Source organism: Solibacillus sp. FSL K6-1523 (assembly GCF_038005225.1).
Lineage (GTDB): Bacteria > Bacillota > Bacilli > Bacillales_A > Planococcaceae > Solibacillus.
The window spans coordinates 2,738,743-2,752,212 of sequence record NZ_JBBOSU010000001.1 but is presented as its reverse complement, the minus strand read 5'-3'; the positions used below and the strand labels follow the sequence as shown (position 1 = coordinate 2,752,212).

The following is a 13,470-nucleotide window of genomic DNA, read 5'->3' as shown; positions in this document are numbered from 1 at the left end:
AAAATATGAATTCTTTCGTACAGCTAACGGATTCGGTTTTTTATATAATGGCAGCTTTTGCACAGCCGAAACATGGTTATGCGGTGATGAGTGAAATTGAAGAGCTCACAGGGGGCGAAGTGAAAATTGGTCCAGCATCGCTTTATACGAATATTAAAAAGTTATTAGGCGAGGAATATATTGTGCTCTATGACGAGAGTGATTCGCGTCGAAAAGTATATACATTGACGGATAAAGGACGCTCGGTGTTACGTCATGATCTAGAACGACGGCAAAAAATGATTCATTTTGCACAAATCGAATTAAAGGGGGAAGTTTCACATGACTAAAACGAAATATTTCACTTCAGGAGGCATTGCATTTTCTGAGAAAGGGGATTTAAAACGATTAAAAAAGTTTGCGAGCAAAGGTTGGAATGTTAAACGTTATAAGGCAATCGGCTATGAAATGGAAAAAGGAGAACCAGAATTAGTCGACTTTAGTATCGACATTCATCAATTAGAAAAAGGCGATACAGACGAATATTTTGCGATGTTTGATTTTGCAGGTTGGGAGCATGTTTGTTCAAATGAACATACTAATACGCATTTATTTAAGGCACCAGTTGGAACAGAGCCGATTTATTCGGACAGAGAAACGAAGGCAGAAAAGCTGTTTCGTCTACAAAACTCGATTATGCCTGCAGTTTGGGTGACAGTATGTTTCACAGTAATTACTTACGTTTTGATGCTGATAACAGGTGGAGGAGTTAGCGCGATGTTTGAAGTATTCTTTATAGTTTCTTTAATGCTAATGGCCCCATGTATTAGTATGTATATCGCATTAACATATCGCCGATTACGATTACAGTAGGAGGTAAAAATGATGCGATTTTGGAAATAAACTTGTAAGCCACAAACATTGTGACATCATCGTTTTGTGGCTATTTTTATGACCATTTTTTATATATCGTTTTATATAATTTCCATAAGCCGTATTTTTATTTGTTTGGTCATTCTTTCATTGTTTTTAAATTCTTGTATACTTCTTTGAATTAAATAAATAATTCCCTTTTTTAGGATATAATAATAAGGTGTTTTTATTCTTTAAGAAGGGAGCAATTTAGATTGAAAAAAGAAATTGGTGCATTGTTATTATTAAGCACCGTTATGTTTTCAGGATGTAGTTCAGATAATACACAAAAACAGGATTCTAACGAGCTCTCTAGTGAACAGCAAGAAACGCAACAGGATACGGTAGAAGCAAAATTAATTGGTATTTCTGAGGATAAAAAAGTGAAATTATATGAAAATATAAATGGTGTAATGCTAGATATTAACGGAAATCAAAAAGAACTTTCTTGGAATTACCCAGGTGATACGGGTACTACCCCGCAAGTGTTTTATACGGATGTTACAGGGGACGGAGAAAAGGAAGCTGTAATTATTCTAAGCATAGGTAGAGGAACAGAGTTAAGTACTTTTGATATTCACATTGTAAATAAAATGTTACATGAAATAAAGGTTCAAAATTACGAGGAAATTGTTGCGGACCATATTGAATCATCTATTGTAAAAAAAGATGAGAATACAATAGGTCTGACGGTGAAAGTTCAAGGAAAGGAACATGATTTTGATTTATCTAGTTTCGGGTTCCATCCACAAGAAATTTCAATGTTAGAACAGGATAAGCTTATTTTCGGTAGTCAAGTCACTTATTTTCTAGAAGAACAAAAGATAAAATTGAACCTTGTAGGATCTATTGGAATATATGGACCACCAATATATTTAGTTGATTTTATTATTACCTATAAATTTGATAAAACTAAGAATGAATTTGTTGCGGATCAAATTGAAGTTAAGCCTGTTGAAAAGTAGAAAAAGTCTTTGAACAAGCGTCATTTTTGACCTTTCAGAATCTTAGAAGTGAAAATGATCCACTGAGAAAGTTAAAGTTAAGAAAAGGAGTACTAAAGTGAAACAAAAACCGATATATGTAGAAATAAATATGAACGCATCCATTGATACGGTTTGGGAATATACACAAAACCCAAAATTACATGAGCAATGGGATTTGCGATTCTCGGAAATTAACTACATTCCTAAAGAAAAAGAGGAATCTCCGCAAACTTTTACATATAAAACAAATGTGTTACCGTTCATTTCTGTTGAGGGGTGGGGTGAAAGTAAGGGAACGCATCATAAACAGAATGGCTCGAAAACATCATCATTGCACTTTGGAACCGAACAAAAAATATCGCCAATCGTGCAGGGGAAAGGTTACTGGCAGTACGTACCAAAAGGGGATCAGTTAACGTTTCTGACGCAATATGACTATGATGCACGATATGGCAAAGTAGGGCAGGCTTTTGACGTTGTTTTCAGACCACTTATAGGATGGGCGACAGCACTTAGCTTTGATGTATTAAAGAGATGGATTGATACGGGAGAGCCGCCAGCACTTCAGTATCGCCGCTTCTTTTTATCAATCTTTATTTCGGTATTATTTTTCTTTACTTGGTTTTACCAAGGGCTCGTCCCGAAATTAATCGTTGTTCATCCAGAAGAAGTCGCCCTATTTTCAGCGATTAGTGGAATAACAGGAACTGCCGCACAATTAGCGGTACAAGGGGTTGGGGTTGCCGAAATACTATTTAGTTTCATTTGGCTCCTACCTATAAATAAGCGCCCGTTATATATGCTTCAAATTATTTTATTTCCAATATTGACGATTAGTGCAGTTGTAGCAAGTAGTGCAACGTTAATAGGTCCGTTTAATGTGTTGACATTCAATCTGGCTTTATTCGTATTATCTATTATTGGTTTTGTATTACATCAAAACGTTCCAACTGCCAAGAGCTGTAAAAGAAAGCGCGGTGAGTAAATGATTTATCAAAAATTATTAGGTGATGATTTTCAAAAGCTCCATCCCAAATTACAGGAACGCTATTTACTGCCTTTGGATGAACCTTTTGTAGCAACAGGTATGATGCAAAAAATCCAATCGGGTGCAAAAATTTTAACGCCTTTTTATTTACTCGCTACAAAAATCAATTTTTTATTTCCTGAATCGGGTGAACAAATTCGATTTTCGATTCGTAACACATGTACCGTTTTACCGAATAATGAGTATGAGATTGAATGGGAGAGAAGGTTTTATTTTGGAGATATCGTGCGTCGATTTGATGCAAAAATGACGATTGATACAGAAATGCAAATTGTAAAAGATTATTTAGGCTCACCGTCATTATTTTACTCCGATTTGCATTTTTCGGTGTCTAAGGAAGGACATTTAATCATTCGGTCAGGTGTGCAACGGTTTGTATTAGGCAATTTAGAAATACCTATGCCTAAATTATTGGAAGGGCGCGTACTTGTAGAGGAAGCGTATGATGATGAACGTGATGTATTTACAATTCATGTATCGATTCATAATCCATTGTTAGGGAGGCTTATGATGTATGCAGGACAATTTAAAGAGGTTATTTAGTCCATTATCATTACTTGGAATCAGCCTTTTTATCATTACTATGATGCCGATTAAGCAAGTTGATTTTTTTATTTATTTAACGGTTGCGCAACTTTTATTTGTACCACTACTACTTCAATGTATTGTCGAGCTAAAAACAGTTGAGAAAATCATACTGGCTAGTGGAATGCTAGGGGTCACATTGGTAGGATTTAATATAAACGAGGTACTATCGATTACTGGAGCAGGGTTCTATTTAGTAGCAACAGCAATGATTAGCTGGATGGGCATGCGCCGCTTTTTACATCGAGGATTTACGAATACAGCTGAAATCGTCATTGATATTGGATTGATGTATTTAGTCATTGGCGGTGTTTGGTTTTTTGCGTATATTGCAGGAATTGAGACTGGATTTACACCACTAATTACTTGGTTAACTGCCATTCATTTTCACTATTCCGCATTTTTACTTTGTATTTCTGTCGGGTTAATTGGTCGAGTTACAACAAGCAAGCTGTACAAACCGATTGTTGTTGTCATATCATCAGGACCGATTTTAATGGCAATTGGCATTACATTATCCACTACGATTGAAATCGTATCTGCCATTTTATATATTATTGCGATATACTTATTATTTTTTGTCACATTACGAACGAAATTTTATCGTTTGCAAGGGAGTATGATTCGACTTTCGATTGCAGCTGTTTGTTTTTCAATATTTTGGTCTATTCTTTATGCGTACGGAAATTTCACAGAGCAATCAATTGTCGATATTCCTAATATGCTTGTATTCCATGGCTTTACAAATTGTCTATTCTTTGGTGGATTCACGATTGCAGGCTGGCTAATTTATACACCAACGACTAACCAGTGTTCATTTACGTTTCCTGTCAGTCAAATCAGGGGGCGACTAAAAACAAAAAATGAACCGTATCAAGGTTTAGTGGATGATATGAATGATTTTGTAAGCACTGAGCAGATGCATAAAGCAATTACTCATTTTTATGAACATACGAATGAATATCGACTTTTTGCAAGGGTAAGGTGGCAACCGTGGTTTTGGCCATTTGCTTTGTTTTATAAAGGAATAAGTACGCTCACTCAACAAATTAATTTACCGCTTTCAAGTAAAAAGATAGAGATGACTGGCAAAATTGTTATAGTAGATGCGACATTGGATGGCAGAGAAAAGCCAAGAGCATGGATCCGAACAATTGATGAGAAAACAGTTTTCACAGCCATTTATTCGAAGCATACGACGGATCATACATATATGAACATCGCGTTACCACTTCCTTTTTCTACGATGATTGGCATTTTAGATTTGCATGTGGAAGACGGCAAGCTTCATTTAACGACTCAAGCTGCAGGTGATGCGGGGATTTATTTAGCTCTTCGTAAATTTATATTTGAACTGCCTCTTTCTGAACATTTTACAATTCAGGCAACTACAGAAACACAATTAACCGCTATACATGAAATGAAAATTTTCGGACTGAAGTTTTTAAAAATTGAGTATGACATTGATAAGTCGAAAACAAATGATTCATAATGGCTACTTGCTTAAATTGTTAGAGCTACGTTTCATGGGGGACAAAGCTCCAGAACGGGACTTAAATAACGTAAGAAAGAAGTATATGTAGCTTTCTAATGAGGAATTAGTGAACCGTTTTATTGCAGTTGAACAATATGTAGCTGAAAATCAAGAAAGATGGGGTATTGACCAATTCGAAAAGTTTCTGAAATAGATGTAGCTTTAAAATAAAGTTTGTTTAAAAATGTCCCATAAACTACATTTGACGATAAATGAAAAGAATCCATTTTTGAAAAAATGATTGTTCAAAATGGATTCTTTTCTAATAAAATTAAGTGTGGGTTTTATAAAAAGTTTGATTATTTTCTACCTGTGTTGCTTCATAATCGCGCCCGATTGTTGAAGAACTTAATTTATACTGACTGGAACATCTTACGAGTTAAGCTTATAAATTCAGCTAAAGGTGGTGTTATCCATTTATCTTTATGCCAAGCAATTTGAGTATAAAGTGGAGGTATGGAAGACTTCCACGGCAATTCCTTCATTCGCCCCTCTTCAATATCTTTTTTAACTACCATTTCAGGCAGTAGTGCCACTCCTAATCCTGCAACTACACACTGTTTAATGGCCTCTATACTAGCAAATTCAATTTTATCTAATGAATATATTCCAAGTGAATTTAGAGATTCTTCAAATATATTTCGATAAGAACATCCAGCTTCTGTAAGTAAAAGAGTTTCATGTTTCAGATCATCTATTGAAAAGTCTGATTTAGATTGGTTTGGTGAGGTAACTAATTTTAACTCTTCTTTGATAAGTCGCTCTACCTTTAACGATCCGTCAGGTTTGCTTTCATCCATAATAAAAGCAATATCTAATAAACCTTCCATTAGCTGCTTTCTCGCCATTTCATCAGAATGTGCAGGTTTAAATACTAGCTTTACTTTTGGGAAGGCAGCCTTGAACTCTTTAAGGATTAGTGGTAATCGATAAGTACACTGACTCTCCTGCGCCCCTATTGTTAACGTACCAGTTAATTCTTCCTCTCCGTTTGCAGCTGTAATGGCTTCTTGGCTTAAATTAATCATTTTTTCTGCATATCTTTTAAATTGATGTCCAGCTTCTGTTAAAATCAGTCGTTTACCTAAACGCTCAAATAAAGGTTTCCCAATCTCATCTTCAAGAGATTTGATTTGAGCAGTAACACTTGATTGAGCAAAATTCAATATTTTTGCAGTTTGGGTAAAGTTCAGATTTTCTGCAGCATGTTTAAATGTAATCAACTGTTTAATATCCATTTATATCAACCTCTTTTAAATCGGTTATTCCGATTTATTTAATCGAAATAATCGTCTGTATCGATTTATCAACTTATTATAAGATATTAATATCAGAAGAACAATAGTAGAAGATTTCAAGGAAAAGGAGTTAATTCACATGACAATAGCAGTTATTTACGGTGGAAACCGTCTAAACGGAAACACAGAAACGTTAACAAAGTTAGCCATCCAAGGTTTAGATGTAGAAGAAGTATATTTAAAGGATTATTTAATTGAACCTATAATTGATAAGCGACATGCAGAGGAAGGTTTTTCTGAAGTCAATGATGATTATAATTCCATCATTAATCGTAACCTTCCACATGATATTCTTATTTTTTCAACCCCAATTTATTGGTATAGCATGACAGGCACAATGAAGAACTTTATTGATCGTTGGTCACAGACTTTAAAAGATCCAAATTATCCTGATTTCAAGTCTATAATGGCTTCAAAAAAAGCATATGTCATTGCAGTGGGTGGAGATCAACCATCTATCAAAGGCTTACCAATGATTCAGCAGTTTCAACATATCTTTGACTTTGTAGGGACAACATTCGAAGGATATATTATTGGGGAAGGAAACAGACCAGGTGATATTTCACAGGACTTAATAGCACTGTCTGCAACGGAACAGCTAAGAAAGGAAATACAATAATATTCCAATTCGCAAGCTGTACAAGGAGGATTGGAGTTTATGAGCCAACAGACATTGGCAAATATGTTATTGATAGTTATAAATGCTTTTTGGGGGCTATCATATGTTTTTATGAAATTAGGGCTTGGTTCACTCCAAGTCTTCAACATTGTTGGGCTTAGATTTTTACTTGCTTTTTTAATAGCAGGAATTCTCTTTTACAAACGTTTAATGCTAGTTACTAAAAAAGTGATTATTTCTTCTTTTATGCTAGGAACATTATTGTTTGGTGTTTTCACCTTTGTCACATTTGGTGTTAGTATGACATCAGCCTCTAATGCGGGATTCCTTGTAAGCCTTACAGTAATCTTCGTACCCTTAATCAATTGTTTATTAGTTCGACGCTTACCATCTAGGCAGGTTTTTATTGGGTTACTATTTATTTTGACGGGTATTGGGTTATTGACATTAAAACATTCATTAACAATAAATCCTGGAGATATTTTATGTATTATGGGCGCACTGTTGTATGCGACATTCATCATATTAACAGGAAAATTGACAAAAGAAGATGATCCACTGACTCTTGGTATTTTACAATTAGGCGTAGCTGGAGTATTAGCGATGATTTGCAGTATCTTATTTGAAACTCCGTCTTTACCATCTACATTAAATTCTTGGATTGGTATTTTAGGTCTTGGGATACTTTGCAGTGCAGTAGGATTTATTGGTCAAACGATTGCACAAAAATATACAACCCCTACACTTACAGGTTTAATTTTTGCACTTGAACCGATTTTTGCAGTCTTTTTTGCGGTTCTATTTTTAAAGGAAGTTTTTACGCTAAAAGATATTATTAGTTGTAGTATCGTTATATTGGGAATTATAATCGCACAAGTAGATATAAAAAAATTATCTAGATTAAAAGTTTATTGTTTAGTAAGGAAAAGTTGTTCCGATACTTCGAAATAAATAAAATACATCGATAAATGGAGAATAAAAAGTGACCTTTGCACGCTGTTTTTTAGAGCGCTCCTAGAGGACCCTGTTTCTCCAATTTAAAGCAAAAAACGCTGTGTACTACAGCGTTTTTTATATTGATTTGAAAGTCCAAAATTTCTTAACCTTCTTTTAAAATTTTACTTTCATTTAAAGAGGTTGCTCCACAATATGGCCTGATTGTGGAATAAAAAGACGAAACCCTGTTGGATTCCGTCTTGAACAATCATAATGTGTAACATTATATTCTCTTGTTGTTAAAAAACGTATAGTTAATTAAAATTTGACTTTTAATAAAACAATTAAATAGAGGGATATTTTTGACTACTTATAAGCAATATGTCTCCAAACCACGCGTTGGGAACTTTAACCTCTCTATTTAACGTCATTTAAAATACGGTATGTGAAAATTTAGGGGGTGTAAGTATTTGTGAAAAAAGTGTTTATATAATTTTAGTGATCGTTACTGTAGGTTTGATTGCTAATTTATTTGCAAATCGAGCTAGTCAAGATACGGCTTTAGCTAAGGAAATTGACACCCTTTTAGAAAACGGTGAAACACAAATTGATTTAACTAGGTTAACTGATTTCAAATGGACTCAAGTTAGCGTATTTGGCCCATATACATCAGAAGAAATGATTGAAGATTCAATGGGCATAAAATTTAAAGGATATAATGGTGGAATAGATATCCTTGACGACCGTTTTTTATTAGTATTTGCTAATGATAAATATGCTGTTAAAACTGTTGTGATTTCAAGAAGAAGTGGTACCTACATCATTAAAGGTAATAAAATTCTAATGGTCGAGCAGTAACTTCTTATTATGTATTAAGTATGCAATTTTATTCAAATAAGCATTTCTAAATGAAAGAGGGGATAGAAAGTGAATTCATTATTTTGGATAACTCTTACTATTAGCATCATCGGATTTGTTGTTCTCGTTTCTATGAAAAAAGGTATGGAAAGTAAGGTCGCTTCTGTAAAAGCAAATTTGGAAGACGAGGAAAACACATCAAAAGCTAAATCGGTAATTTGGTGGATATGGGGCACCATTGTTTGGGGGATCGTGAGTATTATTCTTGTTGTTTGGAGTTTTTAGAATGGTAAAATTTTATTGAAATGATTTCGATTGAACTTAAGAGGGCGGGGAGTATTATTTTAATTTTATTTGGTATCTTAATTGCTTTTATTACGATTATATTATTTCTCATTTTATGTGTGAATTTTATCATTGCTTTCATTAAAAAGAAGCCTTTTCCAAAAAATATGTTGATTACAACGTTATTTGGGGTTGTTTTAGTATCTTCAATCTATCTATATGAAACGTACTTTTTTACATTTAGTGAAATTGATAGGGAATATACGCAAGACGGACCTGGACCTATAATATCACCTACAGAAAAGTATACGGCAAATGCTTTTTATGAACCATATGGTGGCGCGGCTGGCGGAGTGAATGTATGGGTTGAAATCACATACAATAATGAAGAAAATAAAGTGGATACGGTATACTACGGAGATGCAAAAAGTGATTTCACTATGAAATGGATAGACGAAGATACACTGTTTATTCAAAATGACGAACCCGATTTTCCAAATTCAGATAGAAGTATTGAATTAGAAATTGGCAATGAGATTTATCACGAAAATGGTTTGGCTTGTAAAAGTTTGTTAATGAAAGACGATTACGAGACTTGCTACCAAAATTAAACGATCTTTTGTACATTACGAATGATTAACGGAATTCAGTATATTCGATAGGATAGAGGGGAATCTTGTGAAAAAGAAAATAATTTGGATTACAATGCCGCTTTTATTGGTAGGGTTTGTAATAGTAAATTGGAATTATATTGCTCAATCTATTGAATGGAAATTGAATTGGGGGTTTGAGGCACCTAGACCAAGTAAAGTCGAAACCGTATTTAATACAAGAAATGGGTTCCCAAGTGAGGGGGAAACCTTTTATGTCCTTAATTATAGGTCTATTGAAAAGAAGTTAAAAGAGAAGGAGGGTTGGATTCTTATTAATGAACAATCCATTGATACTGTTTCAAGACACCTTAAACAATTTCAAGAAGATGTAACTAGTATAAACAAGGATACGCAGAAATTTAATGAAATATTTCAGGGAAATCCCGTAATTTACGATAATAATGATAAATACTTTTATAAATTGGAAGAAGATAATAGCTACATACTTGCAATTTCTAATGCGAGAGAACAAAAACTTTTTGTAATGGAATGGATTCAATAATTGAGTATAAAAAGGACTTTTTCAACACCGATTGAAAGAACAAATTTAATATTGCTGATAATTGGAGGAACAAAACATTGTTAATAACAAATCAAATAGAGATTCAAGCCCCTATTGAGGTAGTTTTTTCATATTTAGAAGATAATGATAAACAAAAAGAATGGATGACTGGATTAGAAGGAACGGAGTATGTAACGGATTTTGATAGTAATAATCCAGTTGGTGTTCAGTTTAAGCAAAAATTAAAAGAAGGTAACAGAATTCAGGTGTATGAAGGGCAAGTTACGGAATACACAAAAAATAATAAATTAAGTATTCAAATGGATCATCCATCTTTCTTAATCAGTGTTTCGTACAGCCTTAAAGAAATTAGTGCACATTCCAGTATTCTTTATATTACAGAAGAAGTAACACCTAAAACTATTTCAGGAAAGATCTTAAGTTTTCTATTTCGTGGATTTATGAAAAAAGGCTTAGAAAAACAAATGATGGCATTGAAACAGTGCGTTGAAAAATAATTGTAATATTTTAACACATGCGTTGATTAAGATTCCAATGAAATCCGAGTATTTAATTTAAATACGTTGTTACAATACATTTAAGAGCCGTAACATCAAAATCAAATTTAGCGAGAATCTCATCGATTTCTTCCTGTACAACAAAGCTGTGTACCTTATGTGCTTAGCCAGCTTGAACATGCAAATACTTTATAAGAAGCTTTATTAGGACACATGTACCATAAAGTTGGAACATCTTTTGACCCTTTATATTCAAAAAACAACCCTGTTGAGATTATTCTAAAGTCTGTTCAATGATGAGCAGGCTTTTTTCACGTTTAAAAAAGAACGTTCATATCAGTCTAATAGAATGAATTCCTAATGTTTTAAAAATATTTTTGGATTAAAAATCTATATTTGCGCATAGCTTATCAGTAACACTCACTTGAAAGCTCTTTTAAGTAGTGTTTAAAAAATATAGGGGGATAGAGAGATTAGTAGACATGAATAAAAATAATGGGGTGAGAAAGTTATGGGTGGACTAAAAAAGGGACTACTAGTAGCAATGATGTTTATTTTTGTTTTAGGTACCTTGGCTGCGTGTAATAAGAAAGAAGCCGTAAAGGAAAAGGTAGTTGATCCTCCGAAAGAAAAGGTGGAGGAAACAGCGACTGTCGAGTTTTGGACAATTTCTCTTCAACCAACATTTAATGATTACTTTAATGAATTAATCGCTAATTATGAGTCTGAGAATCCAGGTGTAAAAATTGATTGGAAAGACTTCCCTTATGACGCAATTCAAAATAAATTATTAACAAGCATTGCGAGTAAGCAAGCACCGGATGTTGTTAATTTAAATACGGAATTGGCTAATCAAATGGCTTCAAAAGGTGCATTAACAGACTTTAATAAACAATTAACAGAAGAACAGCGAAGTATTTATTTTGACGGAATCTTTAATTCTACAGTAATAGATAATGGCGCATATGCATTGCCATGGTATACAGGCATTCCAGTGCTTTATATCAACACAGACTTAGTAGAAAAAGCGGGACTCGATATAAATTCTCCTCCACAAACAAAAGCAGATTTGGCTAACTGGGGGAAACAAATTCAAGAAAAAACGGGTTCTTTCGGTTATGTATTCACGATGGAAACGCGCTCTATTCTTGAAGAAGGGTTCAAAGTGGCTGAGGGAGGAAAAGCTGCATTTAATAATGATGATGTAAAAGCGTATATCCAAAGTAATATCGAGCTAATTAAAGATGAGGTTATTCCTAAGGATATTCCTGCATTCGCCCAACAAGTTCAACTATTTGGTAGTGAGCAAGTGGCGATGATCATCTCGAGTTCATCATTTATCAATCAATTAAAAACGGCATCACCAGAAGTATACGAGAAAACGATTGCCGTGCCAGCACCTCTTGGAAAAGCAGGTATTCGTTTTACAAACTCTATGAATCTAGTTGTGCCAAATACTTCTAAAAATGTTGAAGCAGCAACGGCATTTGCACATTATGTTTCAAACGATGCAAGTCAATTGGCTTTCTCTAAAGCAGCAAATACTCTGCCATCAACGAAAGCAGCTGCGAAGGATGAATTCTTCTATAAAAATGATGGAACGTTAGAGGGGCAAGCATTAACAGCATCTGTTGAAAGTTTGGATAAAGCGTCAGACTTTTACCTAGGTATTGAAAATGCGAATGATGTAAATAAAGCCTTTAATAAGCGCCTGCAAAATATCTATATTAACGATCAAGATCTAAATACTGAATTGGATGCAGCTGAAAAAGAAATTAACGATATTTTAAGTCGCTAAAGAAGAAAAAATGAATGGGTAGATGTATTTCTACCCATTTTCGATAGGAGTGGAATCCTTTGAAACGAAAAAGAGTTGCGAAATTAAGTAGATTTTCAGAGGTCCAAACAGCATGGTTATTTATGGGACCAGGATTAATATTGCTCGCTCTTTTTACCTTTTGGCCCATTATTTACAGTGTCCCTCTAGCTTTTACAAATTATTCGGTAATCGGTGAAACGAGTTTTGTAGGTTTTGAAAACTTTAAACGGGCATTTTCTGATATCAATTTCATTGCATCTATTAAAAATTCACTGTTATACATGATTATTGTGCCTTTTATTCAAATTTTATCGATACTTATGGCAATATTAGTAAACCGAAAAATCGCGGGGATTAAATTTTTCCGCGCTGCCTTTTATATTCCCGTCGTTACTTCGATGGTTGCGGTTTCGATTATTTGGGGATGGTTAATGAGTTCAAATGGGGTTTTGAACTACATGTTACTGTCAATCGGTATTATAAATGAAAAAATCAATTGGTTATCTGATAAGGACACAGCACTTTGGGCATTAATGTTTATTACCCTGTGGAAAGGGTTGGGCTATTACATGATGATTTATCTTGCAGGTTTGCAGGCAGTTCCGACAGATTGTATTGAAGCAGCGAAAATTGATGGGGCAAGCAATTTCCAAGTTATTCGAAAAATTACCATCCCTTTATTAAAACCATATGTGTTTTTCTGCACATTGATTTCCCTTATGTCAGCGATCCGTGTGTTTGATGAAGTATTTGTTCTAACATCTGGAGGACCTGGGAATGAAACGTTAACGAGTAGCCTCTATATTTACCAACAAGGATTCGAAGTATTTGAATTTGGCTATTCATCGGCATTAGGGTTAATTATTAGTTTTATTATTATGTTCTTTAGTATTTTCATCTTCCTATTTAATAAGAAGGGTGGTGTCAATCCATATTGA

At 34.1% G+C, this 13,470-nt stretch carries 16 protein-coding genes; 15 read left to right on the top strand and 1 reads right to left on the bottom strand.

Going from position 1 to position 13,470, the window contains the following annotated elements; genetic code table 11:
• Positions 1–5 precede the first annotated feature (5 nt).
• The 6 genes from MHI10_RS13240 (at position 6) to MHI10_RS13215 (ending at position 5,002) form a co-directional block, all read left to right on the top strand.
• Positions 6–329: a PadR family transcriptional regulator gene (locus tag MHI10_RS13240; RefSeq protein ID WP_340786049.1), complete on the top strand. Its 324-nt coding sequence runs from the start codon at positions 6–8 to the stop codon at positions 327–329.
• On the top strand, positions 322–852 hold the full coding sequence (locus MHI10_RS13235; protein ID WP_340786047.1) for a DUF2812 domain-containing protein: 531 nt from the start codon (positions 322–324) through the stop codon (positions 850–852). The genes MHI10_RS13240 and MHI10_RS13235 overlap by 8 nt, the downstream gene beginning before the upstream one ends.
• Before the next feature lie 254 nt (positions 853–1,106).
• Positions 1,107–1,856, top strand: a complete 750-nt coding sequence (locus tag MHI10_RS13230; RefSeq protein ID WP_340786045.1) for a hypothetical protein — start codon at positions 1,107–1,109, stop codon at positions 1,854–1,856.
• 97 nt (positions 1,857–1,953) lie between these two features.
• Positions 1,954–2,862 carry a DoxX-like family protein gene (locus MHI10_RS13225; RefSeq protein ID WP_340786044.1) on the top strand — a complete coding sequence of 303 codons (909 nt, stop codon included), beginning with the start codon at positions 1,954–1,956 and terminating at the stop codon, positions 2,860–2,862.
• A complete protein-coding gene (locus tag MHI10_RS13220) occupies positions 2,863–3,468 on the top strand; it encodes a DUF4166 domain-containing protein (protein WP_340786042.1) in 606 nt (201 codons plus the stop codon).
• Complete coding sequence (locus MHI10_RS13215) at positions 3,440–5,002, top strand: YndJ family protein (RefSeq protein ID WP_340786040.1); 1,563 nt, start codon at positions 3,440–3,442, stop codon at positions 5,000–5,002. The genes MHI10_RS13220 and MHI10_RS13215 overlap by 29 nt, the downstream gene beginning before the upstream one ends.
• Positions 5,003–5,397: 395 nt before the next feature.
• On the opposite strand, the gene MHI10_RS13210 is transcribed toward MHI10_RS13215, so the two are convergent.
• Positions 5,398–6,282 (bottom strand): LysR family transcriptional regulator, encoded by an 885-nt coding sequence (locus MHI10_RS13210; protein ID WP_340786039.1) that lies wholly within the window; start codon positions 6,280–6,282, stop codon positions 5,398–5,400.
• A gap of 139 nt (positions 6,283–6,421) precedes the next feature.
• On the opposite strand from MHI10_RS13210, the gene MHI10_RS13205 reads away from it, so the two are divergent.
• From MHI10_RS13205 to MHI10_RS13165, 9 genes are all read left to right on the top strand, one after another.
• On the top strand, positions 6,422–6,961 hold the full coding sequence (locus tag MHI10_RS13205; RefSeq protein ID WP_340786036.1) for a flavodoxin family protein: 540 nt from the start codon (positions 6,422–6,424) through the stop codon (positions 6,959–6,961).
• A 39-nt stretch (positions 6,962–7,000) separates the two neighbouring features.
• A complete protein-coding gene (locus MHI10_RS13200) occupies positions 7,001–7,912 on the top strand; it encodes a DMT family transporter (RefSeq protein WP_340786034.1) in 912 nt (303 codons plus the stop codon).
• Positions 7,913–8,395: 483 nt separating this feature from the next.
• Entirely contained in the window at positions 8,396–8,755 is a 360-nt protein-coding gene (locus MHI10_RS13195; protein WP_340786030.1) for a hypothetical protein, read from the top strand.
• 69 nt (positions 8,756–8,824) lie between these two features.
• On the top strand, positions 8,825–9,040 hold the full coding sequence (locus tag MHI10_RS13190) for a hypothetical protein (protein WP_340786029.1): 216 nt from the start codon (positions 8,825–8,827) through the stop codon (positions 9,038–9,040).
• A 20-nt stretch (positions 9,041–9,060) separates the two neighbouring features.
• Positions 9,061–9,651, top strand: a complete 591-nt coding sequence (locus MHI10_RS13185; protein ID WP_340786026.1) for a DUF5412 family protein — start codon at positions 9,061–9,063, stop codon at positions 9,649–9,651.
• 67 nt (positions 9,652–9,718) lie between these two features.
• Positions 9,719–10,195: a hypothetical protein gene (locus MHI10_RS13180; protein ID WP_340786023.1), complete on the top strand. Its 477-nt coding sequence runs from the start codon at positions 9,719–9,721 to the stop codon at positions 10,193–10,195.
• A 77-nt stretch (positions 10,196–10,272) separates the two neighbouring features.
• Entirely contained in the window at positions 10,273–10,713 is a 441-nt protein-coding gene (locus MHI10_RS13175; protein ID WP_340786020.1) for an SRPBCC family protein, read from the top strand.
• A 511-nt stretch (positions 10,714–11,224) separates the two neighbouring features.
• Positions 11,225–12,511 (top strand): ABC transporter substrate-binding protein, encoded by a 1,287-nt coding sequence (locus MHI10_RS13170; protein ID WP_340786017.1) that lies wholly within the window; start codon positions 11,225–11,227, stop codon positions 12,509–12,511.
• A 59-nt stretch (positions 12,512–12,570) separates the two neighbouring features.
• Positions 12,571–13,470, top strand: a complete 900-nt coding sequence (locus MHI10_RS13165; protein WP_340786015.1) for a carbohydrate ABC transporter permease — start codon at positions 12,571–12,573, stop codon at positions 13,468–13,470.

Excerpts from the sequence above, each read along its gene's own strand:
- MHI10_RS13240 (WP_340786049.1), top strand. The coding sequence starts at position 6 with ATGAATTCTTTCGTACAGCTAACGGATTCGGTTTTTTATATAATGGCA.
- MHI10_RS13235 (WP_340786047.1), top strand. The coding sequence starts at position 322 with ATGACTAAAACGAAATATTTCACTTCAGGAGGCATTGCATTTTCTGAG.
- MHI10_RS13220 (WP_340786042.1), top strand. The coding sequence starts at position 2,863 with ATGATTTATCAAAAATTATTAGGTGATGATTTTCAAAAGCTCCATCCC.
- MHI10_RS13215 (WP_340786040.1), top strand. The coding sequence starts at position 3,440 with ATGCAGGACAATTTAAAGAGGTTATTTAGTCCATTATCATTACTTGGA.
- MHI10_RS13210 (WP_340786039.1), bottom strand. The coding sequence starts at position 6,282 with ATGGATATTAAACAGTTGATTACATTTAAACATGCTGCAGAAAATCTG.
- MHI10_RS13205 (WP_340786036.1), top strand. The coding sequence starts at position 6,422 with ATGACAATAGCAGTTATTTACGGTGGAAACCGTCTAAACGGAAACACA.
- MHI10_RS13200 (WP_340786034.1), top strand. The coding sequence starts at position 7,001 with ATGAGCCAACAGACATTGGCAAATATGTTATTGATAGTTATAAATGCT.
- MHI10_RS13185 (WP_340786026.1), top strand. The coding sequence starts at position 9,061 with ATGATTTCGATTGAACTTAAGAGGGCGGGGAGTATTATTTTAATTTTA.
- MHI10_RS13170 (WP_340786017.1), top strand. The coding sequence starts at position 11,225 with ATGGGTGGACTAAAAAAGGGACTACTAGTAGCAATGATGTTTATTTTT.